This window comes from Microbacterium insulae (assembly GCF_042677065.1).
Lineage (GTDB): Bacteria > Actinomycetota > Actinomycetes > Actinomycetales > Microbacteriaceae > Microbacterium > Microbacterium insulae.
Genome location: NZ_JBHTII010000001.1, coordinates 371226 through 394298, shown reverse-complemented (window position 1 = coordinate 394298; position 23073 = coordinate 371226). Strand labels below are relative to the sequence as shown.

18 protein-coding genes are annotated in these 23073 nt (G+C 71.0%); 13 read left to right on the top strand and 5 right to left on the bottom strand.

The genetic code is table 11. The features are described 5' to 3' along the window. Positions 1 to 43: 43 nt before the first annotated feature. Entirely contained in the window at positions 44 to 877 is an 834-nt protein-coding gene (locus ACFQ0P_RS01820) for a purine-nucleoside phosphorylase (RefSeq protein WP_204980024.1), read from the bottom strand. Between the two features lie 81 nt (positions 878 to 958). Between ACFQ0P_RS01820 and ACFQ0P_RS01815 the strand changes: the two genes are divergently transcribed. After that, positions 959 to 2416, top strand: a complete 1458-nt coding sequence (locus tag ACFQ0P_RS01815; protein ID WP_204980023.1) for an NAD(P)H-quinone dehydrogenase — start codon at positions 959 to 961, stop codon at positions 2414 to 2416. A gap of 159 nt (positions 2417 to 2575) precedes the next feature. Here ACFQ0P_RS01815 and ACFQ0P_RS01810 read toward each other — a convergent pair whose 3' ends face one another. Continuing rightward, positions 2576 to 4342: an acetyl/propionyl/methylcrotonyl-CoA carboxylase subunit alpha gene (locus ACFQ0P_RS01810; protein WP_204980022.1), complete on the bottom strand. Its 1767-nt coding sequence runs from the start codon at positions 4340 to 4342 to the stop codon at positions 2576 to 2578. 75 nt (positions 4343 to 4417) lie between these two features. Next, a complete protein-coding gene (locus ACFQ0P_RS01805) occupies positions 4418 to 5122 on the bottom strand; it encodes a Maf family protein (RefSeq protein ID WP_204980021.1) in 705 nt (234 codons plus the stop codon). Positions 5123 to 5145: 23 nt separating this feature from the next. On the opposite strand from ACFQ0P_RS01805, the gene ACFQ0P_RS01800 reads away from it, so the two are divergent. Genes ACFQ0P_RS01800 through ACFQ0P_RS01785 form a run of 4 tightly spaced genes read left to right on the top strand, consistent with a single transcriptional unit; the run spans position 5146 to position 9457 of the window. Further along, positions 5146 to 6465 carry a class I SAM-dependent RNA methyltransferase gene (locus ACFQ0P_RS01800; RefSeq protein WP_204980020.1) on the top strand — a complete coding sequence of 440 codons (1320 nt, stop codon included), beginning with the start codon at positions 5146 to 5148 and terminating at the stop codon, positions 6463 to 6465. A 19-nt stretch (positions 6466 to 6484) separates the two neighbouring features. Beyond that, positions 6485 to 7162 (top strand): response regulator, encoded by a 678-nt coding sequence (locus tag ACFQ0P_RS01795; protein WP_204980019.1) that lies wholly within the window; start codon positions 6485 to 6487, stop codon positions 7160 to 7162. Further along, positions 7152 to 8402: a sensor histidine kinase gene (locus ACFQ0P_RS01790; RefSeq protein WP_204980018.1), complete on the top strand. Its 1251-nt coding sequence runs from the start codon at positions 7152 to 7154 to the stop codon at positions 8400 to 8402. The genes ACFQ0P_RS01795 and ACFQ0P_RS01790 overlap by 11 nt, the downstream gene beginning before the upstream one ends. Beyond that, positions 8399 to 9457 carry a hypothetical protein gene (locus ACFQ0P_RS01785; RefSeq protein WP_204980017.1) on the top strand — a complete coding sequence of 353 codons (1059 nt, stop codon included), beginning with the start codon at positions 8399 to 8401 and terminating at the stop codon, positions 9455 to 9457. Before ACFQ0P_RS01790 ends, ACFQ0P_RS01785 begins: the two co-directional genes overlap by 4 nt. A 609-nt stretch (positions 9458 to 10066) precedes the next feature. On the opposite strand, the gene ACFQ0P_RS01780 is transcribed toward ACFQ0P_RS01785, so the two are convergent. After that, entirely contained in the window at positions 10067 to 10294 is a 228-nt protein-coding gene (locus tag ACFQ0P_RS01780; protein WP_204980016.1) for an acyl-CoA carboxylase subunit epsilon, read from the bottom strand. Beyond that, positions 10291 to 11880, bottom strand: a complete 1590-nt coding sequence (locus tag ACFQ0P_RS01775; RefSeq protein WP_378771152.1) for an acyl-CoA carboxylase subunit beta — start codon at positions 11878 to 11880, stop codon at positions 10291 to 10293. Before ACFQ0P_RS01775 ends, ACFQ0P_RS01780 begins: the two co-directional genes overlap by 4 nt. Before the next feature lie 191 nt (positions 11881 to 12071). Between ACFQ0P_RS01775 and ACFQ0P_RS01770 the strand changes: the two genes are divergently transcribed. The 8 genes from ACFQ0P_RS01770 to ACFQ0P_RS01735 all read left to right on the top strand — a co-directional run bounded on the left by ACFQ0P_RS01770 (position 12072) and on the right by ACFQ0P_RS01735 (position 23062). After that, a complete protein-coding gene (locus ACFQ0P_RS01770; RefSeq protein WP_204980014.1) occupies positions 12072 to 14255 on the top strand; it encodes a serine hydrolase in 2184 nt (727 codons plus the stop codon). Between the two features lie 22 nt (positions 14256 to 14277). Then, complete coding sequence (locus ACFQ0P_RS01765) at positions 14278 to 15075, top strand: biotin--[acetyl-CoA-carboxylase] ligase (RefSeq protein ID WP_204980013.1); 798 nt, start codon at positions 14278 to 14280, stop codon at positions 15073 to 15075. Positions 15076 to 15145: 70 nt separating this feature from the next. Continuing rightward, entirely contained in the window at positions 15146 to 15712 is a 567-nt protein-coding gene (locus tag ACFQ0P_RS01760) for a PH domain-containing protein (protein ID WP_204980012.1), read from the top strand. A 64-nt stretch (positions 15713 to 15776) separates the two neighbouring features. Further along, positions 15777 to 16913: a 5-(carboxyamino)imidazole ribonucleotide synthase gene (locus tag ACFQ0P_RS01755; RefSeq protein ID WP_204980011.1), complete on the top strand. Its 1137-nt coding sequence runs from the start codon at positions 15777 to 15779 to the stop codon at positions 16911 to 16913. Positions 16914 to 17030: 117 nt separating this feature from the next. Beyond that, entirely contained in the window at positions 17031 to 17498 is a 468-nt protein-coding gene (purE, locus tag ACFQ0P_RS01750) for a 5-(carboxyamino)imidazole ribonucleotide mutase (protein WP_204981491.1), read from the top strand. Next, positions 17495 to 18967 (top strand): LCP family protein, encoded by a 1473-nt coding sequence (locus tag ACFQ0P_RS01745; protein ID WP_204980010.1) that lies wholly within the window; start codon positions 17495 to 17497, stop codon positions 18965 to 18967. Before purE ends, ACFQ0P_RS01745 begins: the two co-directional genes overlap by 4 nt. Positions 18968 to 18970: 3 nt before the next feature. Continuing rightward, entirely contained in the window at positions 18971 to 20092 is a 1122-nt protein-coding gene (locus ACFQ0P_RS01740) for a glycosyltransferase (protein ID WP_204980009.1), read from the top strand. Positions 20093 to 20188: 96 nt separating this feature from the next. Then, positions 20189 to 23062 (top strand): LGFP repeat-containing protein, encoded by a 2874-nt coding sequence (locus ACFQ0P_RS01735; RefSeq protein WP_204980008.1) that lies wholly within the window; start codon positions 20189 to 20191, stop codon positions 23060 to 23062. Positions 23063 to 23073 lie beyond the last annotated feature (11 nt).

The window sequence follows — 23073 nt, the reverse complement described above, 5'->3', positions numbered from 1 at the left end:
GGATCCTGCGCGTCCGGTGCGGCCGCGGGCACCTCGCCGCCGTTCACAGCGCGCCGATCACGCGGGCCAGCAGCGACGAGATCACCGGCTCGGCCTCGCGGCCGGCTTCGATGACCTCCTGGTGGCTGAGCGGAGTGGTCTGGATGCCGGCGGCCATGTTCGTGATGAGGGAGAAGCCGAGGATCTCCATCCCCGACTGCCGCGCCGCGATCGCCTCGAGCGCCGTCGACATCCCCACGATGTGCCCGCCGAAGGACTTCGCCATGCGCACCTCTGCCGGGGTCTCGTACTGCGGTCCGCGGAACTGGCAGTAGACGCCCTCGTCGAGCGAGGGATCGACGCTGCGTGCGAGGTCGCGCAGGCGCATCGAGTAGAGGTCGGTGAGATCGATGAAGGTGGCGCCCTCGAGGGGGGAGTCGGCGGTGAGATTGATGTGGTCGCTGATGAGGACCGGGGTGCCGGGCTTCCACGTGGTCTTCATGCCGCCCGCGCCGTTGGTGAGCACCATCGTGCGTGCGCCGGTGGCAGCGGCCGTGCGCACGCTGTGCACCACGCGGCGCACCCCGTGGCCCTCGTAGTAGTGCGTGCGGGCGCCGATGACGAGCACGCGCTTGCCCCGCGGCGTCAGCACGCTGCGCAGCGTGCCCACGTGACCTTCGAGCGCGGGCCGGGAGAAACCGGTGACCTCGGTGGCGGGGAAGGTCGCGGTGGTCTCGCCGATGAGCTCCGCCGCCTTTCCCCAGCCGCTCCCTAGGGTGAGGGCGATGTCGTGCCGCTCGACGCCCGTGAGGCGGGCGATGTCGCCCGCCGCCGCGGACGCGACCTCGAAGGGGTCTGTCGCGGGGTCGTCGAGGGGGTTGCCGATGGTGTCTGACATGCCCCCACTCTAGGAACGGGCGGGGTGCCAGGGCCAGTCGCGACCCGGCCGTGGTGATGAGCGAGCGATTCGCGGGGGAGAATGGAGCACATGTCCGTGAGCTTCGAGCGCACCCAGAGCGTCGCCGTCATCGGCGGCGGACCCGGCGGCTACGAGGCGGCGCTGGCCGCCGCCCAGCTCGGAGCGGAGGTGACCGTGGTCGAGCGCGCCGGCATCGGCGGCTCGGCGGTGATCACCGACGTGGTCCCGTCCAAGACGCTCATCGCGACCGCGGACGCCGCCAGTGCCATCGCGGGCGCAAGCGACCTCGGCGTGCAGCTGTTCGCCAAGGGCAAGGACGGGATGCCGCTCAAGCCCGAGATCGCCATCAACCTGGCCGCCGTCAACAAGCGGCTCCTCTCCCTGGCGCGCCAGCAGTCCGATGACATGCGCGCGTCGCTGGCCGAGGCGGGGGTCCGCATCATCTCCGGTCACGGCCGCATCGACGGCGAGAACGCCGTCGTGGTCTCGACGGGTCCCGGGGGCACCGACTTCGATCGCATCGAGGCCGACACGCTCCTCGTGTCGACCGGATCATCGCCGCGCGAGCTGCCGAGCGCCAAGCCCGACGGCCAGCGCATTCTGACGTGGACGCAGCTCTACGACATGAAGGCCATTCCGGAGCACCTCATCGTCGTCGGCTCGGGTGTCACCGGCGCGGAGTTCGCCGGCGCCTACATGAACCTCGGCGCCGAGGTCACCCTGATCTCCAGCCGCGACCAGGTGCTCCCGGGCGAGGATTCGGATGCCGCAGCCGTCCTCGAGAAGGTCTTCAAGCGCGGCGGGATGACGCTCCTGTCGAAGTCGCGGGCCGACAAGGTCGAGAACCTCGGGGATCGGGTCGTGGCGACCCTGAGCGACGGCCGCACCGTCGAGGGCAGCCACTGCCTCATGGCGGTCGGTTCGATCCCCAACACCGCGGGCATCGGGCTCGAACAGGCCGGCGTCCAGATGACCGAGTCGGGTCACATCCAGGTCAACCGCGTCGCACGCACCTCCGTGCCCAACATCTACGCGGCGGGGGACTGCACGACGTTCGTGCCGCTGGCCTCGGTCGCCTCGATGCAGGGCCGCACCGCGATCTTCCACGCGCTCGGCGACGTGGTGATCCCGCTCGAGCGCCGGCGGATCACCTCGAACATCTTCACCGCGCCCGAGATCGCGACGATCGGCTGGCAGCAGAAGGACATCGAGGACGGCCTCATCAACGGCGTCGTCCACAAGCTGCCGCTCGCGGCCAACCCGCGCGCGAAGATGATGGGCATCAAGGACGGCTTCGTCAAGCTGATCGCTCGGCAGGGGAGCGGCACCGTGATCGGCGGAGTGATCGTGGGCCCTCGCGCGTCCGAGCTCATCTACCCGATCGCCATCGCCGTCGAGCGCCGCCTGACCGTCGATCAGGTGTCGCGCGTCTTCGCCGTCTACCCGTCCCTCTCGGGGAGCATCACCGACGCCGCGCGCGCGATGCACGTCGTGGACCACGAGATCTACGGCGGCTGACCGGCATCCCTCTTCCCTGCCGCGGTCCGCGCTCTGCCGCCCATTCGGGTCGGAGATTCGCAGAATCGCGTGAGACTCGCAGGGATCGGGACGGATGCTGCGAACCTCGCGCGATTCTGCGAATCAGCGCGTTAGCGCTCGGCGGATCGGCGCGCCCGGTCAGGAGATCGTCAGCAGCTGGTGCCCGGCCGAGACCGTCGTGCCGGGGTCGGCGTTGATCGCCCCGATGACGCCGTCCTTGTGGGCCTGGATCGGCTGCTCCATCTTCATCGCCTCGAGCACCACCACGAGGTCGCCCTTGACGACCTGCTGGCCGTCCTCGACGGCCACCTTGACGATGGTCGCCTGCATCGGGGCCTTGACGGCGTCACCGGAGGCGCCCGCCACCACGGTGGGAGCGTGCGAGCGACGCGAGGGCGGCACGGCGGCCGGGCGTCCGGCCACCCCGGGTGCGGCCACCACGCGGTCGGGGAGGCTCACCTCGAGGCGCTTGCCGGCGACCTCGACGACCACCGTGTGCCGGTTCTCGCTCGGACCGGGGGCCTCGAGCTCACCGTCCCACGCCGGGATGTCATTGACGAACTCCGTCTCGATCCACCGCGTGTAGACGCCGAACTCGCCGTCTTCGGCTGTGAAGGCGGGGTCGCGCACGACCTTGCGGTGGAACGGGAGCACCGTGGGCATCCCGGCCACCTCGAACTCGTCGAGCGCGCGACGCGAGCGCGCGAGCGCCTCGGCGCGGTCGCGGCCGGTGACGATGATCTTCGCCAGGAGGGAGTCGAATGCGCCCGAGACACTGTCGCCGGCGGTGACGCCGGAGTCGAGCCGGATGCCGGGGCCGCCGAACGTCTTGAACACGTGGATCGGGCCGGGCTGGGGGAGGAACCCGCGACCCGGGTCCTCGCCGTTGATGCGGAACTCGATGGAGTGCCCTTCGGCGACGGGGTCGTCGTAGCCGAGCTCCTCGCCTTCGGCGATCCGGAACTGCTCGCGCACGAGGTCGACGCCCGTGACCTCCTCGGAGACCGGATGCTCCACCTGGAGGCGGGTGTTCACCTCGAGGAACGAGATCGTGCCGTCGGCGCCGATGAGGAACTCGCACGTTCCCGCGCCGACGTATCCGACCTCGGCGAGGATGGCCTTCGAGGCGGCGTACAGGGTGGCGTTCTGCTCGTCGGTGAGGAACGGCGCCGGCGCCTCCTCGACGAGCTTCTGGTGGCGGCGCTGCAGCGAACAGTCGCGCGTCGAGACGACCACGACGTTGCCCGCGGCATCCGCGAGGCACTGGGTTTCGACGTGACGCGGCTTGTCGAGGTACTTCTCGACGAAGCACTCGCCTCGGCCGAAGGCGGTGATCGCCTCGCGCGTGGCGGAGTCGAACAGCTCGGGGATCTCCTCGACCGTGCGTGCGACCTTGAGTCCGCGACCGCCCCCGCCGTACGCCGCCTTGATCGCGATGGGCAGCCCCACCTGGTGCGCGAACGCGACGACCTCGTCGGCGCCGGCCACGGGTCCGGGGGTGCCGGGGGCGAGGGGTGCGCCGACCTTCTCGGCGACGGCGCGCGCGGTGACCTTGTCGCCGAGCGCCTCGATGGCCTCGGGCGACGGGCCGATCCAGATCAGGCCGGCGCCGATCACGGCGCGCGCGAAATCGGCGTTCTCGGCGAGGAATCCGTAGCCGGGGTGAACCGCGTCGGCTCCCGAGCGGCGTGCGACGGAGAGGATCTTGTCGATCGACAGGTAGGTCTCGGCGCTCGTCGACCCGTCGAGCGCGTAGGCCTCGTCGGCGAGACGGGCGTGCATCGCGTCGCGATCCTGATCGGCGTAGACGGCCACGGACGCCTTCCCGGCGTCGCGGGCGGCACGGATGACGCGGACGGCGATCTCGCCGCGGTTGGCAACGAGAACCTTGGCGATTCGAGGCATGGTTGCCAGCCTAACGGGGCGCCGCCGCCCGGTTTTGACTGGTTCATACAAGAACCGGGCGAAGACGTGGGACTTCTACGACAACCCCGGGCTGCCGGAGAACCCGTCTGCCGCCGGAGGCTGCAACGACGGGTCGGTGCTGTTCCACAGCCCGGTCCACTCGACTCCGAGTTCCCGGACCAGCCGGCGCAGCGTCGACACCGACATCCCGACCACCGTCGACGGATCACCCTCGACGCGGGTGATGAACGCGCCTCCGAGGCTGTCGACGGTGAAAGCCCCCGCGACGTGCAGCGGCTCGCCGGAGGCGACGTACGCGTCGATCTCGGCATCCGTCACGTCGTCGGCGAAGCTCACGGATGCCTCGGCCACGGCGTGCACCTCGTGCGGAGCCGCTCCCGGACTCACGCGCACGACCGCGTGGCCGGAGTGCAGCACCCCGGTGCGTCCGCGCATCGAACGCCACCGCGCCGACGCGTTGTCGGCGGTGTACGGCTTCCCGAGGATGTCGCCGTCGAGCTCGAACATCGAGTCCCCGCCGATCACGATGCCGTCGAACGACGGGTCGTCGTCGGCCAGTCGGGCGGCGACGTCGGCGGCCTTGCGCCGCGCGAGCAGGAGCACGTGCTCGTCCGGCGCGAGCGTCCGGCCCTCGGATGCCTCGACCGCCGCGATCACGGCTTCCTCGTCGACGTTCGGCGCCACCGTGAGGGGACGGATTCCGAACTGCTGCAGCAGCATCAGCCGGGCGGGCGAGGTCGAGGCGAGGCACACGCGCATGCCACCACCGTAGGCTCTTCCCCGTGGCGGACACGACAGCGGACGGACGCATCATCGAGCTCGAGATCGGCGGTGTCGCCCACGGCGGCGTGTTCGTCGCCCGCCATGAGGGACGCGTCGTGTTCGTGCCCGACGTGCTCCCCGGCGAGCGCGTCGTCGTGCGTCTCTCCGACACCCGCAAGTCCTCGTTCTGGCGTGCCGATGCGCTCGAGGTCACGGAGGCCTCGCCCCACCGCCGCGCGCACGTGTGGTGGCAGGCCGACATCGACACGCCTCCAGAGCAGCGGCCCGGCGGCGCGGACTTCGGGCACATCGAGCTCGGACACCAGCGGCAGCTGAAGCTGCAGGTGCTCCTCGAGGCGCTCGAGCGGTTCGGCGGGATCATCGGACCCGCCGCGACGATCAGCGGGGTCGCGCCGATCCTCGACGCCGAGTCGTCGGTGCGAGACGAGGAGACGGCGGACGGCACCCGGTGGCGCACCCGCGTGAGCCTGCACGTCGACGCCGACGGCCGGATCGGCCCCTACGCCGCGCGAAGTCATCGAGTGATCCCCGTCCGGGATCTGCCGCTCGCGACCTCGGCCGTGCAGGATGCCGCGCTCGAGCTCCGCGGCGCGAAGCCCGGCCGGATCGATCTGGTGCAGCCGGCCGACGGGCGCGTCCGTGTGCTGCCCCGGCCCGACGAGCCCGCGGGGCGCGGACGCGCGCGGCCGCCGCGCGGCGGACGAGCTGACCGGGAGATCGTCGTGGAACGCGTGGGCGGACGCGAGTTCCGCGTCGACGCGGGCGGCTTCTGGCAGGTGCACCGGCTCGCGGCATCCACTCTCACGGGCGCCGTCACCGCCGCCCTCGGAAGCGTCGGCGGAGTCGACCCCGACGCGTGGCACCTCGACCTGTACGGCGGCGTCGGGCTCTTCGCGGCCGCCATCGCCGGGCAGAGCGGCTCCGCCACGCGGGTGACGAGCGTCGAGTCCGACGCCCGTGCGACCGACCACGCCGGCGAGAACCTCGCGGAGTGGGTCGGCGCGCGCGCCGAGACCGGGCGCGTGGACCGCTGGCTCGCGAAAGTCGTCGCCGAGGCATCCGCCGCCGAGCGCGAGAGGCTGTCGCGAGGCGTCGTCCTCCTCGACCCGCCCCGCGCGGGCGCCGGGCGTGAGGTCGTCGAGTCGGTGACGTCGCTGTCCCCGGCCGCAGTGGTCTACGTCGCGTGCGACCCCGTCGCCCTCGCGCGGGACATCGCGACCTTCCGTGCGCGCGGGTACGAACCGACCCGGATCGACGGCTTCGACCTGTTCCCCAACTCGCACCACGTCGAGGCCGTGGCGACCCTCGTTTCCCGCTGACCGGGGCTAGGCTGGCGGCATGACGCGGGTTGCCCTCATCGACGATCACGAGTCCGTCCGGCTCGGACTCGAGGCGGCCTGCGAACGCGCCGAGACCATGGACGTCGTCTTCTCGGGCAGCTCGGTCACCGCCTATCTCACCTGGCGGTCCAAGACCGGGGCGGCGCCCGCCGACGTGGTGGTGCTCGACCTGACCCTCGGCGACGGCACGACGGTGACCGAGAATGTGCGGCGCCTCGTGCTCGACGGCTCGAGCGTGATCATCCACAGCGTCGCCGACCGACCCGCCGCGGTGCGCGAGGCTCTCGCCGCCGGCGCCGCCGGAGTCGTGAGCAAGTCTTCGCGCATCGACGACGTCATCGCCGCGGTCACCACGGTGGCGCGCGGCGAACCCCTCAACAACGTGGAGTGGGCCAGCGCCGTCGAAGGCGATCGCGAATTCGCCGACGCCCAGCTTTCCGCCCGCGAGCGCGAGGTGCTCCGCCTGTATGCGGCGGGGCTTCCCCTCAAGGTGGTCGCCGATCGCCTGGGCGTCGCCTACTCGACCGCCAAGGAGAATATCACACGCGTCCGCGTGAAGTACGTCGAGGTCGGGCGCCCCGCGCCGACGAAGGTCGACCTGCTCCGCCGCGCCATGGAGGACGGGATCCTCGCCGAGTCGGCCGCGGAGCCGGGGGGCGGTGCCGGTGACGGCTGAGGCACCCGTCTCGCTCCTCGACAGCGCATGGGGTCAGATCCCCCGCTCGCGGGAGGCGACCGCCGGCATCGGCTCGTTCACCCGTACCCGGGTCGAGCGGATCATCTCGATCGTCGCGGGCTTCGGCTCCCTCGTGCTGGGAGCGCAGGCGTTCCTCACGGCGCTCGGTCCCAGCGAGGAGCAGGAGGGCTGGCACTTCCCGCTGATGGTCTTCGTGTTCGCGCCGCTCGCCGTGATGATCCTGGCCTGTTTCGTCGGACGCGGCGTGCGCGTGTGCGCCGGTGTCTTCGCTTTCGCGTACGTGCTCGCGCTCATCGCGTGGCCGGTCGCCTCCGCCGGATCCACCCCCGACCCCGGCGGCCAGCCATGGATCTGGTACCTCGTGAACATCGCCACGCTCGCGGCGGTGCTCGCGTTCCCGCTGCCGGTGCAGGTGGCGTGGACGATCCTGTGCCCGCTGCTGTTCGGGCTCGTGCGGCTCATCCAGGCATCCGACCAGGCAGGGGTCTTCCTTCCCCCGCTCGGGCTGGACGTGTCGTTCGCCCTCATCCTCGGCGGGGTGATCCTCACGCTCGGCTGGATGTTCCGCTCGGTCGCGGCGAACGTCGATGAGACACGTGCTCGCGCGGTGGCCTCCTACGCGACCGCGGCCGCGGCCGACGCCGCCGAGCAGGAGCGCGTCGCGGTCGCGGCGCTCATGCACGACAGCGTGCTGGCGGCGCTCATCGCGGCCGAGCGCGCCGACACCCCCCGCGCGCAGCAGCTGGCCTCGGCCATGGCACGGGAGGCGCTGACGCGGCTGGCCAACACCGAGCAGGACGCGCACGAGGGTCCCGACGAGCCCCGGGACGTCGGCGCGATCGCCGACGACATCGCCCTCGGAGCGCGCGAGGTCGGGGATCCGATCGAGGTCGCGAGCACCGTCGGACCCGACAGTCCCGCGGTCCCGGGACGCGTCGCGCGTGCGCTCACCCTCGCGGCGACACAGGCGATCGCCAACGCCCTCCAGCACGCGGGCGGGGTGGGGCTGGCGGTGATCGTTACCGGCGGCGACGGGCGCATCGCGATCGAGGTGCGTGACCACGGCGAGGGCTTCGACCTCCAGGACGTGCCCGACGATCGTCTCGGCATCCGCGCCTCGATCTTCGCCCGGGTCGCCGCGGTCGGTGGCACGGCGACGATCGACTCCGGGCGCCACGGCACGACGGTGCGTCTGGAATGGCGGCAGGGGGCGGCATGACGAGCGTCAAGAACGTCCTCGTCGCTCTCGGCGTGGCCTTCACCGCCTATCTCGCCGCGCGCGGACTGTGGTGGACCGAAACGGTGCCGTATCCGCTCGCCGTCGTCGCCGCGCTCGGCCTGTACCTCGCCACCACGTGGATCTGCATCTTCTGGGAGCCGTCGCGCAACGAGCACGGGGGCGACGACGTCATGGCCGTGGCATCCCTCAAGCGCACACAGCAGCGCCTGCCGGTGCCCGCGCAGATGCTCGCGCTGGCGAGCGCCGCCATCGTCCCCACGGCGATCTCCCTCGCCGTCGGCGAGGAGTGGCGGACGGCCCCCTTCGCGACGTGGTACCTCGGCGGCATCGGTGCACTCATGACGATCGTCATGGTGCGGCGCCGCCCCTGGACCGCGTGGACGGGGATCGCCCTCCTCGCGGTCGCCTCGATGTTCTGGATGGGGTGGGCCTCCGCCCTGGCACTGGGCCTCGTCGGCTCGATCGTGTGGGTGACGTGCGCGCAGCTGCTCGTCCTCTCGCTGGACCGCGCGGCCCGCGACACCGGCCGCCTCGCCCAGCTCCAGCGTGCGGCATCCGCCTGGCAGGCGTCGCAGGCGATGCGGCAGCGCGAGCGTCGCGTTCAGGTGCAGGAGGCCCTCGCGGTCGCCGGCCCCGTACTGACGCGCACGGTCGCCACCGGTGGGCGCCTGAACGAGGAGGATCGGCTCGAGGCGCGTCTCGCCGAGGGACGCCTGCGCGACGAGATGCGCGGTCCGCGGCTGCTGGACGACGAAGTGCGCGCCGAGCTCGAGCGCGCGCGCCGCCGCGGTGCGAACGTGACGGTGCTCGACGAGGGCGGGCTCGAGGGGCTCGACGAGAACACGCTGTCGATCATCCGCGCCCAGCTCGCCGAGGCTCTCCGCTCGGCCAGTTCCGACCGCCTCTACATCCGCACGTCGCCCGACGAGCGTGTCGCGGTCACCGTCGTGGGCCGGTCTCCCTCGGTGGGCGGGCCGTCGGAGGAGGACGGCGTCGACCTCTGGCGCGAGATCCCGCATCCCGGCGCGGCCTGACCCGCCCTCCGTGCCTGGCTCGGGGTCGGGGTGATCCGCCCGCGACCCACCTCCCGTGCCTGGCTCGGGGTCGGGGTGACCCGACCTCGACCCACCTCGCGCTGCAGTTCGCGGCATCCGCTGCGTCGCGCGTCGGCGCGCGCGTCGGGAACTGCAGCCGAACGGCGACGTGGACGTGGACATGCGGGAGAGCATCATGCCCCGCACGCAGGCCGCCGATCGCGCGCCGGGCGTGGGTCGTTCCCCGTGCCGGTGGGGGAGGGGAACCGAAACGGGGAACGGGGCTCCGAGGAAGGCGAGGGGCGGCGAAGCCGCCCGCCCCTCGCCTGGCGGACCGTTACCCGAAAACAGTCCGCGGTGGCCGAACTCGGATCTGCCGTGAAGCGGAGAGCGAGTCAGCCGAACGCAGAAGCGTTCCAGCGATTCAAGTATCGTCGCGGCGCAAGAGATCCGTCTGTAGGTATTTCGGGGGACATGTTGAGACGCGGAGTCTCTTCGACAGCCGGCTTCGCGCGCTGGGCCGACGCGACGGCTCAGCCCGCGTGTCTCGGTACACCGCCTGCGGCGGCACTCGACAGCCGGCTTCGCGCGCTGGGCCGGCGGGACGGCTCAGCCCGCGAAGCGGCCCCAGGTGAGGTCGCGACGGAGCGGAGTGCGCAGGTTGCGCTGGGTGAGCGACCAGGCGCTGCGCACCTCTTCCTCGGCGACAGCCTCGGCGGCCTCGCCGGCGTACGCCTCGGTCACGACCGCGATCAGGGCCGCGAGCTCCTCCTCGGTCGGCGTGCCCCGCTGAACCTCGACACGGACGCCGTCGGCGTCATCCCCGGCGATCGTCACAGCGGGATGTTCCCGTGCTTCTTGGGCGGCAGGCTCGCGCGCTTTCCACGCAGGGCACGCAGCGCCTTGGCGATCGAGACGCGCGTGGCCGCGGGCTCGATGATGCCGTCCAGCTCGCCGCGCTCGGCGGCGAGGAACGGGGATGCCACGTTGTAGGTGTACTCGTTCGCGAGGCGCGTGCGCACCGCCGCGACATCCTCGCCGGCCTCCTCGGCCTTCTTGATCTCGCCGCGATAGAGGATGTTGACCGCGCCCTGGCCGCCCATCACCGCGATCTCGGCCGTGGGCCATGCGAGGTTCACGTCGGCCCCGAGCTGCTTGGACCCCATCACGATGTACGCCCCGCCGTAGGCCTTGCGAAGGATCACGGTGACCAGCGGCACCGTGGCCTCCGCGTAGGCGTACAGCAGCTTCGCGCCGCGGCGGATCACCCCTGTCCACTCCTGGTCGGTTCCCGGCAGGTAGCCCGGCACGTCCACGAGGGTGACGATCGGCAGCGAGAACGCGTCGCAGAACCGCACGAACCGGCTGGCCTTCTCGCCTGCCTCGATGTTCAGCGTGCCGGCCATCTGCGAGGGCTGGTTGGCGATGATGCCGACCGAGCGTCCCTCGATCCGTCCGAAGCCGATGACGATGTTGGGAGCGAAGAGCGGCTGCACCTCGAGGAAGTCCTCGGCGTCGACGATGCCGCGAATGACCTGGTGGATGTCGTACGGCTGGTTCGGCGAGTCCGGGATGATCGCGTTCAGCGCGCGGTCGGCATCCGTCGTCTCCCACTCGAACCCGGTCTCGTACACGGGGAGCTCGGCCATGTTGTTGTCGGGGAGGAATCCGAGCATCGTGCGGACGTAGTCGATCGCGTCCTCCTCGTCCTCGGCGAGGTAGTGCGCGACGCCCGAGCGCGTGTTGTGGGTGTGCGCGCCGCCCAGCTCCTCCATGCCGACGTCCTCGCCGGTGACGGTCTTGATGACGTCGGGTCCGGTCACGAACATCTGGCTCGTCTTGTCGACCATCACGACGAAGTCGGTGAGCGCGGGGCTGTACACCGCGCCGCCGGCGGCGGGACCCATGATGATCGAGATCTGGGGGATGACTCCCGAGGCCCGCGTGTTGAGGCGGAAGATCTCGCCGTACTTGCCGAGCGCGACAACCCCCTCCTGAATGCGGGCGCCACCCGAGTCGAGGATTCCGACGATCGGCATCCCGGAGCGCAGGGCGAGCTCCATGACCTTGATGATCTTCTCGCCGGCGACCTCGCCCAGCGATCCGCCGAAGGTCGAGAAGTCCTGAGAGTAGACCGCGACCGTGCGGCCGTGGATGGTGCCGACGCCGGTGACGACGGAGTCGCCGTACGGCCGCGAGCGGTCCATGCCGAACGCGGTCGTGCGGTGGCGCACGTACTCGTCCAGCTCGACGAAGCTTCCCGTGTCGAGCAGCTGGTCGATGCGCTCACGGGCGGTGCCCTTGCCCTTCGCGTGCTGCTTGTCCTGGGCGATCCTCTCGGGGTCGAGGACGGCCTCCTGGAAGCGTGCGCGGAGGTCGGCGATCTTGCCGGCGGTCGTCGAGAGGTCGGGCTGCTCGGTCACGGCTTCCACCCTATCGGCGGGTTTCCCGCAGCGGTTGGAGGGTTCGCACAAGGGGTGGCGCGATCGGCTGTCGAGGGCGACCTGCTCACGGAGTGGCCTCTGTCCACTTCGCGCAAGTCTCACGCCGTTCTCATGCCGCAGGCCCCGGTCCCGGCTATCGTCGGGGCATTGTGACTGGTGTGAATCGTGTGATGAGAAATCGGATGCTGCGGGCGGCCGCCTGCGCCGCGGCCCTGGCACTGGTCATTCCGATGATCACCGACGTGTCGGCCGCGCGCGCCGTCGTCGACGATGATCCCGCGTCCGCGACCAGCGCTGACACGGCGCAGGACTCGTCGGCTGCGACCGACGAGTCGGCCGAACCGGATCCGACTTCGTCGACGGACCCGACTCCCTCGCCGGACGCCACGGCGACACCGACCCCCGCCCCGACCCCGACCGCCCCGGCTGCCGACGAGGCCGAGCCCGTCGAGCCGGCGGCGCCGAGCCTGCGGGCTGCTCCCGAGGCCGTCACTCTCGCCCAGGTCCCCGTGCCCTCGGTCCAGAGGATCAACGCCGGTGCGGACACGTTCGCGGCATCGGTGCTCGCGAGCCAGGCGCTCTTCCCGTCCGGCGCGGACACCGTCGTCCTCGTCAACGGCTCGTACCCGATCTTCGCGTCCGCCGCCGCCCCTCTCATCGCCGAGCGCGGTGCGTCCCTCCTCTACGTCCAGGCCGCCGCCATTCCCGCGACCGTGCTGACGGAGCTGCGCAGGCTCGCGCCCAGTTCGATCGTGGTCGTCGGCGGCCCGGGCTATGTGTCGGATGCGGTGATGAGCGCAGCACGAACGGTCGCTCCGACCGTCTCGCGCATCGGGGGATCGTCGCTCTACGAGACCTCGAGGCTCGTGTTCGCGCAGGTGAGCGGCGCGAGCGACACGGTCTACATCGCCGGCGGGAAGACCAACTACGACGCGCCCCTGGCAGCGGTGATGGCACGGGCGACAGGAAAGAAGACGCTCATCGTCAACGGCCACTCCGCGCCCCTCGACGCGGCGACGGTGGACCTCCTCCGCTCCGCGGGGACGCAGCGGGTCGTCATCGTCCGCAGCCTCGCCGCTGCGATGGCTCCGGCGTACGAGCCGGCCCTGCGGTCCGCGGGTTTCGCCACGTCGCGGCTCGCCCACATCGACCCGCCGACCCTCTCCATGATCGTCGCGGCCGACGCGGGCGCGTCACGGCAGGTGTCGATGCTGGTCAACAAGGATCGCCCGGCGCACGTCGGCATCGCGGCAGCGGCAGCGGCGGCACTCGGTCAGCCGCTCTACTATCCGCGCAGCGAGTGCGTCCAGGACAACATGGCGGCGCAGATCGCGGCAGCAGGCGTGCGGCTGCTTCCCGTCGGCGACACCGCCGCGCTCGCACCGGCTGTCGCCACGAACACCACGTGCACGGTGGTGACGAGGCGTCTTCAGACCGACCTACACAACGCGATCACGTCGACCATGTCGAGATACTCCGGCACCTACAGTGTGACCGTCCTGGAGCTCAACGGGCTCGGCCAGGGGACGAACGTGGGCGGAGGCATCCGCCGCGAGCCGGCGAGCATGATGAAGATCTTCGCCGCGTGGGCGGCGTACAAGCGGATCGAGCAGGGCGCCGCGTCGACGTCGACCCGCCTCCCCTCCGGGCTCACCATCGGCACCTGCATCTCGCTGATGATCCACGTCTCGGACAACTACTGTCACACCGACATCGTCCACTGGATCGGGATCTCCAACATCAACGCCATGATCCGCGGCGCCGGTCTGACCAACACGTACTACGGATCGGTGCCGCGCGGGACGAGCGTGCTCTACGCCGGCAACCGCTCCACCTCCAACGACCTCGCTCTGCTCATGAGGAAGCTCCACAGCGGATCGATCCTGTCCAAGCCCCACGTCGATGCGCTCTTCAAGGTGATGGGGATGCAGATCGGTCGCTCGCGGATCGCGTCAGGGATTCCCGTCGGGGTGAAGCAGGTCACCAAACCCGGCGCGCTGTGGGTCGCGTCCGGATTGATGCAGGGCGACACGGGCATCGTGTACGGACCGAAGTCGACGTTCGTGATCTCCATCGTCGGCGACAACCACCCGCCGAAGGAGGCGTTCCAGGCGATCACGCGAACCGTGTATCAGCATTTCCACGGCGCCTTCGGGGCCGCGGCGAGCTATCCGCGCGAGCAGATGACGACGACCAAACCGGTCGGTCTGCGAAGCTCGGCGAACGGACCGGTCGTGGTGGTCGTGCCTGGCGGAACCAACGTGGAGCAGCTGGACTCGATCCGTGACTGGTACCTCGTGCAGTACGGATCGCGCAAGCTGTGGGTGTACTACAGCGGGCTGCGCAACCGATGACGCCCCAGGTAGCGTGAGGCCCATGCCGATCCCCGAAGAGGGCTACCCTCGAGCCGCCGCCGTGAGTCCGCGCGTCCAGGTCGTGGAGTCGACCGACTCGACGAACGCCGACGTCGTCGCCCATCTCCAGGCGGCGCCCGACGAATGGCCGCACCTTTCGCTGCTGCTGACGACCGATCAGCGGGCGGGGCGCGGACGCCTCGACAGGTCGTGGACGACACCGCCGGGTACCGCGCTCGCCCTCTCCGTCGTCGTCCGCGTCGGAGGCATTCCTCCCGAGGCTCGCGGATGGGTCCCGCTCGTCGCCGGGGCGGCGATGACCCGCGCCGTCGCCGCGCAGCTCGAGGGGACCGCCCACGAGGCGCGCCTCAAGTGGCCGAACGACGTCCTCCTCGACGGAGCCAAGATCTGCGGGATCCTCGCGGAGGTCGTGCCGGGGCATCCCGACGTCGTGGTGATCGGATCCGGCGTGAACACGCGAATGCCCCGCAGCGATCTCCCCGTCGAGACGGCCACTTCTTTCGAGGCGCTCGGTCTCGTCGCCGACGAGGACCGGCTGATCGCCGACTACCTCCGTGCGCTCGACGAGCAGCTCGACGCCCTCATCGCGGCTCGGGGAAGTGCGGCCGCGTCCGGCGTGCTCGGCGAGGTGGAGGCCCTGTGCTCGACGATCGGCAGCGACGTGGCGGTGTCGCTGCCCGATGGCGAGACCCTTCGCGGCAGGGCGCAGCGGATCGACGAGGACGGGCGACTCGTGGTCGTGCAGGATTCGGAGTTCGAGAGCGCGGTCTCGGCGGGCGACGTCGTCCACGTCCGCTGAGCGAACCGCGGATGACGCCGCGCGGCGGTGCTCCGACGGCTCGCCGCGGGGACCCCGCACAATGGGGAGCATGACGCAGCCGTTCAGCTACGGCGGGCGCCCCATGGCGCCGGCTCCCGGGGCTCCCACCCCCGAGCTGCGCGTCGCCCGGTTCCGCGGCCATGCCCGGCGCCTCACCTGGTCGGCACTCGTGCTGATCCTGGTGAGCGGCGCGAGCGGTTACCTGTACGCGAATCTTCCGGCGCCGTTCGAGGACTGGATGCTGCTCACGGCCGCTGCGGTCGTCGTGTTCCTCCTCGTCCTCCTGCCGTTCCTCTCGTGGTGGTCGCACGTCTACACGATCACGACTCGGCGCGTGATGGAGCGCTCCGGCATCCTGGTCGCGCGCCGCCGGGAGCTGAGCCATGTGCGCGGCTACACCGTGCAGATCCGTCGTGGCCCGCTTCAGCGCGTGTGGGGCACCGGCACCCTCACCCTCTCCAACGGGGTGGATGCTCCGCTCCGCCTCTCCGATATCCCGAGCGTCGGCCTCGTGCACGAAGCCCTCGTCGACCAGGTCGAGGTGAACCAGATCCTCGCCCACCGCGACGCCCAGCCTCCGCTGCCGCCGGTCCCGCCGCTGCCCGGCGCGCGCTGACCGGACCACCGGCCACGATCGCCGCCGCCGTGCGGAATGATGGAGGGCGGCAGAAAGGTGACCCATGGTGCTGCGAGTCGGAGTCGTCGGAGGCGGGCAGCTGGCCCGCATGATGATCGCGCCCGCGGTCGAGCTCGGCGTAGATCTGCGCGTGCTCGCCGAGGAGGAGGCGATGGCGGCCTCCCTCGCGGCATCGGCCGTGGGCGACTACCGCGACGCCGACACCGTCCTCGCCTTCGCGCGGGACGTGGACGTCGTGACGTTCGACCATGAGCACGTTCCGCAGGACGTCCTCGCCGCGCTGGTGCAGGCGGGCATCGCCGTCCACCCCGGTCCGGGCGCGTTGCGGTTCGCCCAGGACAAGCTCGTGATGCGCGCGCGGCTGGCAGAGCTCGGGATGCCTCAGCCCGACTGGGCCGCGGTCTCCACGACCGTCGAGCTCCAGGAGTTCCTCGACGAGCACGGCGGACGCGCCGTGGTCAAGACGCCGCGGGGCGGCTACGACGGCAAGGGCGTGCGCGTCGTGAGTGCCGCGTCCGAGGCGGACGACTGGTTCGCGGCGCTCGCCGAAGACGCTCGGGGCGGCGCCCTCCTCGTCGAGGAGCTCGTCGACTTCTCACGCGAGCTGGCGCAGCAGGTGGCCCGCCGCCCGTCCGGCGAGGTGGCGGTGTATCCCGTCGTCGAGACCGTCCAGCGCGACGGCGTGTGCGCCGAGGTCCTCGCGCCCGCCCCGCACGCCGGCGACCGGCTGCGCGAGGTCGCTGCCGGCATCGGTGTCGCGATCGCCGAGGGCTTGGAGGTGACGGGGATGCTGGCCGTCGAGCTCTTCGAGACCACTGACGAGCGCCTCCTCGTGAACGAGCTGGCGATGCGCCCCCATAACAGCGGGCACTGGAGTCAGGACGGCTCCGTGACGAGCCAGTTCGAGCAGCACCTCCGCGCGGTGCTCGACCTGCCCCTGGGTGATCCGGCACCCCGCGCACCGTGGTCGGTCATGATCAACATCCTGGGCGGACCGGCGCGGGGCGGCCTCGACGAGCGGTTCGCCGCGGCGATGGCCGAGCATCCCGACGCCAAGGTGCACACGTACGGCAAGACCCCCCGCCCCGGGCGCAAGGTCGGCCACGTGACAGTCTCGGGGGAGGACCTCGACGACGTCGCCTATCGCGCGCGCGCCGCGGCATCCTCCTTCCTCGACTGAGGAGCGGGATTCGGATGCCGAGCCGCGCCGTTGCGGGGTTCTTCCAGGGTGCGCCCCTAGCCTTGTCGGGTGACCCGGCCGCTGCACTCCTCTGACGCGCCCCTCGTCGGCGTCGTGATGGGCTCCGACTCGGACTGGCGGGTCATGAGCGACGCCTCGCAGATCCTCACGGACTTCGGCGTGCCCCACGAGGTCGAGGTCGTCTCGGCCCATAGGACCCCCGACAAGCTCATGCGCTACGGCCGGCAGGCCCGCGAGCGCGGACTGCGGGTCGTCATCGCGGGAGCAGGGGGCGCGGCGCACCTTCCGGGGATGCTCGCGTCGGTCACCGCTCTTCCGGTGATCGGCGTTCCCGTGCAGCTCTCGACGCTCGACGGGATGGATTCGCTCCTCAGCATCGTGCAGATGCCGGCGGGCATTCCCGTGGCGACCGTCTCGATCAACGGGGCGAAGAACGCCGGCCTGCTCGCCGTGCGCATCCTGGGCGCTGCCGACCCGGAGCTCGCCGATCGCGTCGAGGCATACGCGCGCGAGCTCGAGTCCCAGGTCGAGGAGAAGAACCGGCGGCTCAGGGAGTCGCTGTGAGCGTCGCCAGCCCGCCCCGCACCGCCGCCGCGCGACCTCCGCGCGTCGTCGAGGAGCGTCCGCTTCGTCATCCCGACTCCTCATCACCGGCCATGATGACCAGGCGCGGATGGTGGCTCGTCGGCATGAACTTCCTCATCCCCGGTTCGGCGCAAGCTCTGGCGGGCAATCACCGGCTCGCGAGGATCGGGCTCGGCTCGACCCTTGCGCTGTGGGTGTTCGCGGTCGTCGTCGTCCTCTTCGCGCTCCTGGCCCCGACCGCGGGGCTGAGCGTGGCGACGGGGGCCTGGCTTCCGGACTGGCTCGCCCTCCTCCGCCCCGTCCCCCTGCTCCTCGCCCAGGCAGCACTCATCGGCTACGCGGTGTTGTGGGCGGTGCTCACCGTCGACACCCTGCGGCTCGTCCGGCTCGTCCGCACCGGAACCGTCGCGCGCTTCGGGATCGTCGCCCTCGCGGCCCTGCTGACCGTCGTGTCGAGCGGCTCCGCGGCCTACGCGGCCGCGGCCGTCGGGACCGCCCGCGAGACGCTCGGCGCGATCTTCCAGGTCACGGGGCCGGCCGTCCCGCCGTCCGACGGCTACTACAACATCCTGCTCCTCGGCGCCGACAGCGGTGAGGGCCGGGACTCCATGCGCTTCGACAGCATCTCCGTGGTCTCGGTGAACGCCGAGACGGGCGCGACGACGATCACCGGCATCCCGCGCGACATGCCGCACTTCCCGTTCGCGGAAGGGCCGATGCAGGACCGCTACCCCGACGGTCACGAGGGTCACGCCGACCCGACGTGCGGATGGGGCAGCGGCATCAACCAGCTGCGCACCGAGGTCGAGGTCTGCCAGGACGGGGACCTGCTCTATCCGGACGCGACGGCGAACGCGTCGGCGCCCGGGATCGAGGCCACGAAGGACGCAGCAGAGGGCATCCTCGGGATCGAGATCCCGTACTACGTCTTCATCGACATGCACGGCTTCGCGTCGCTCATCGACGCCCTCGGCGGCGTCGAGATGACAGTCGTCGAGCGACTGCCGAAGGGCGGGGGCCCGGCCTACGAGGGGCAGCCCGCTGAGGACTGGGCCATCGGGTGGATCGAGCCCGGCACGCAGCGCATGGACGGCGACACCGCGCAGTGGTACGCCCGCTCCCGCTACACGACCGACGACTTCGACCGCATGGAGCGGCAGCGCGCCCTGCAGCAGGCGATCCTCGCGCAGTTCACCCCTCAAACGGTGCTGACCCGGTTCCAGGAGGTCGCCGACGCCGGGGCCGACATCGTCGAAACCGATCTGCCGCAGTCGCTCATCCCGTTCCTGGCCGAGCTCGCGATGAAGGCGAGGGAGCAGCCGGTGTCGACCATCGAGCTGACGCCCGCGGGCGGCATCGACGAGTACGACCCGGACTACGCCTACATCGCCGAGCTGGTGCGCACGACGCTGCACCCGCCGACGCCGACGCCGTCTCCGGAGGGGTGACCTGTGGTCGCCACGCTCCGAGTCGTGCTGGACCAGCTCGCCTCGCCCACAGATCCGGCCCTGGCCGAGGCATCCCGCGACCTCACACGCGCCCTCATCGCGGGCGCGCCCTCCGGCTGCGAGGTCGAGGGGATCGCGCCGGCGGGGGGTGACGGCGACCCCGAGGTGCCGGGATTGGCCGGGCTGCGTCGCACGGCGCTGCCGCGTCGTGAACTCGCGGCAGCGCTCCAGCTCGGCGTGGGCACCGGCATCGGCGCCGGCATGATCCACTCGCCGACGCTGCTCGCTCCGCTCGTCAAGCACGACCGCGTCCACAACCACGACCAGACGGTGGTGACGGTGTGGGATCTGCGCCCGTGGGAGGCGCCGGGCGAGCTCTCTCGCGCCACGGTCGCGTGGCACCGGGCGATGCTCAAGCGGGCCGTCAAGCACGCGGACGCCGTGGTCGTCCCCACGCACTCGATCGGACAGCGTCTGGCCGGCATCGCCCGGGTGGGCGACCGTATCCGCGTGATCGCGGGGGCCTCGCCGCTCGGGTTCGCCGTGCCGACCGACGAGATCGGCAGGCGCAGGGCACTTGACCTGCCGGAGGGCTTCGTGCTGCTCGCCGGCGGACCGGCGCCGTCCGACGGGCTCGAGGTCGGGTTCCAGGCGATCGCGGACTCGGGCGCCGACCTTCCCGTCGTGGTGATCGACGTCGAGGACGGGCTCGAGCCGGCGGTCGCCGACCTCGCCCAGGCGGCGGGGATCGCCGAACGGCGCCTGCACGTCCGCGGCGCCCTCCCCGCGTCTGATCGCGCGGCGGTCTTCGGCGCGGCGCTGGCCTTCCTCGCCCCGAGTCGTCGGGTCGCGTTCCCCTGGCGGATCGTCGATGCGCTCACTCTCGGCGTGCCCGTCATCGCGGCATCCACCGACGTGAACCGCGAGGTCGTCGTGGACGGCGGCGAGCTGATCGCCGACACGGATGCCGCGGCCCTCGCCGGGGGGATCGGAGCCGCACTGGCTTCCGCCCTGGCGACGACGGCGGCGGCTGAGCGGCTCGCGGTGCTCAGCGGAGACCGCGGGCGGGTGTTCTCGTGGCGTGAGGCAGCAGACAAGGTGTGGCTGCTGCATGCCGAGCTCTGAGGGGAAGTGGGCCGGGAAGTCGCCCGAAACGGCGTGTCGGTCATGCTGATTGGGAAAAAAGTTGTCATCATCCGCCACTTCCGTCACACTGTTCACATGGTGGGGGCTAGGGACGACGGCGCGCGCGCACGGATGAAGCGGACGGCCGCAGCGACGATCGCGATCGTGGCGATGACACTCGGAATTCTGGCTGCTCCGGCAGCTGCTGCGGCCGCCGGAGCGTCGGGTCCGAGTGCGACGACGGGGATCGTGAAGGCAGCCGATCTCAGCAAGTTCCAGGCGGGGAACATCATCAGCGATGCGGTGTTCTTCAATCGCTCCACGATGACCGAGTCGCAGATCCAGTCGTTCCTTCAGTCCAAGGTCTCGAGCTGCCGCTCCGGCTACACCTGCCTCAAGGACTACTACGACACGTCGCGCACCACGACGGCCGACGCCATGTGCGGCGCCTACTCGGGCGGCGTGCGGGAGAGGGCGTCGCGCATCATCTACAAGGTGGCGCAGGCCTGCGGCATCAATCCCCAGGTGATTCTCGTGATGCTCCAGAAGGAGCAGGGCCTCATCCTCTCCTCTGCTCCTTCGTCGTACAACTACCGCGCCGCGATGGGTCAGGGATGCCCCGACACCGCAGCGTGCGACACGCGCTACTACGGGTTCTTCAACCAGGTCTTCGGCGGTGCGTGGCAGATGAAGCGCTACGCGAATCCTCCCGGGACGAGCCAGTTCTTCACGTGGTACGCCCCGGGAAAGACGTGGAACATCCTCTGGCACCCCAACTCGGCGTGCGGGACCTCGCCGGTCTACGTCCAGAACCAGGCCACGGCGAACCTCTACTACTACACGCCGTACCGCCCGAATGCCGCAGCCATCCGCGCGGGGTACGGCACGGGCGACTCGTGTTCGTCCTACGGAAACCGCAACTTCTATCAGTTCTTCACCGACTGGTTCGGTTCGACCCAGAGCGTCGCGGCGCCCGCCAGCTATCCCGTCTCGGGTGCCATCGCGACCGAGTGGAAGCGGATGGGGGGCGCCGCCGGCGGCCTCGGCAGGCCTCTGGCTGCCGCAGCGATCGTGACCGACCCGAACGGGAACGGCGTCGCGCAGAAGTTCGAGGGCGGCTGGATCCACTCCTCCAGCGCGGGGACGTTCTCCTCGCGCACGGCGATCATGGTCACCTACAGCGCGGCGGGGTGGTTGCGCGGCGACCTCGGATGGCCGACGTCCCACACGGTGTGCACGAGCAATATCTGCACGCAGGCGTTCGCGGGCGGCATCATCTCCTACGTCTGGGGCGAAGGCGAGGGCGTCTCCACGCTGGGCGTGTCGGCGGCGGCCATCGAGCAGGAGCATCTCGCCCGCGGCGGCGCCGCCGGTCCGCTGGGCGCGCCGGTCGGTGCCGTCCAGGTGGTGTCGGATGCCAAGGGCAGTGGACTCGCACGGAAGTACGAAGGCGGGTGGATCCATTCCTGGAGCGGAGGAACGTTCACGACGACGGCCAGCCAGATGGACGCGTACAGCTCGGCCGGCTGGGTCCGTGGCAGCCTCGGGTGGCCGACCACAGCCGAGCAGGCGGTGACCGATCCGAACGGGAACGGCCTCGCACAAGGCTTCCAAGGCGGATGGATCCACACCTCCGAGAGCGGGACGTTCGTGTCGCCCGGTGTGATCATGACCGCCTTCAGCGCGGCGCAGTGGGTGCGCGGCTCGCTGGGCTGGCCGTCGAGTCCGTTCGTGTGCACCAACGGCGCGTGCGCCCAGCGCTTCGCGGGCGGCGTCATCTCCGCCCTCGCCGGCGAGCCGGCGGCAACGCACGCCGGCGTGACCGAGGCTGCCATCGACCAGGCTCTGGGCGCACAGCGCTCGGCCGGCTCGACGGGCGAACTCGAGGCCGCGGCGCTCGTCGTCGATCGCAACGGCTCCGGACTGGCGAAGAAGTTCGACGGCGGCTGGGTCCACTCCTCCGGATACGGAACCTTCGTCTCGTCCCACACCGTTATGACGGCCTACAGCAGCGCAGGGTGGGTTCGCGGCGGCCTCGGCTGGCCCACCGGCGCTGAGACCTGCGAGGCGACGATCTGCTCCCAGGCGTTCGATGGGGGTCTGATCGTGTACTCGCCCGGCAAGCCGGCGATCTCGATCCTCGACGTCGGGCCGGACGAGCTGGCTGCGGTCAGAGCAGGTGCCGACGCCGGCCTGGGCACTGCCCAGTCCGCCGTGCAGGTGGTCACGGACCCGAACGGCAATGGGCTGGCTCGCAAGTACGCCGGGGGATGGGTGCACGCTTCGTCGTTCGGCGCCTTCGCCTCTTCGACGGACACGATGACCGCCTACAGCGCCGCACGGTGGCTGCGCGGCTACCTCGGCTGGCCCGTGGCCCCGGAGAATCCGATCACCGACCCGAACGGGGACGGCACCGCTCAGCAGTTCGCCGGCGGATGGATCCACTCGTCCGATGCCGGGACGTTCGCGTCGCCGACCGTGGTGATGAACGCCTACAGCGCCGCCGGGTGGCTGCGCGGCGAACTGGGGTGGCCCACGGGCGACCTGCTGTGCACCGGGACAGCGTGCATGCAGCCCTTCGAGGGAGGCATCGTGGAGTATCTGCATCGCAAGGCGGCGGTCTCGCGCATCGGTGTCGACCAGACGGCGATCGCCACAGCCGTGGCGGAGCAGACCACCGTCACCGAGTCTCTCGGCGAGCCGCAGGCGAAAGTCCAGTCGGTCGCGGATCCTAGGGGGAGCGGGCTGGCTCAGCGCTATGCCAACGGATGGGTCCACTCTTCCGCGCGCGGCACCTTCGTCTCGTCTGCGACGGTCATGGCCGCGTACAGCAAGGCGGGCTGGGTGCGGGGTGCGCTCGGGTGGCCGACGGGAGCCGAGACCTGCTCCGCAGACCTCTGCACCCAGACATTCGTCGGCGGAACGATCAGCTACACCGAGGGCGCGCCCGCGACGGTCAAGCTCAACTGAGGCGCGCGGGC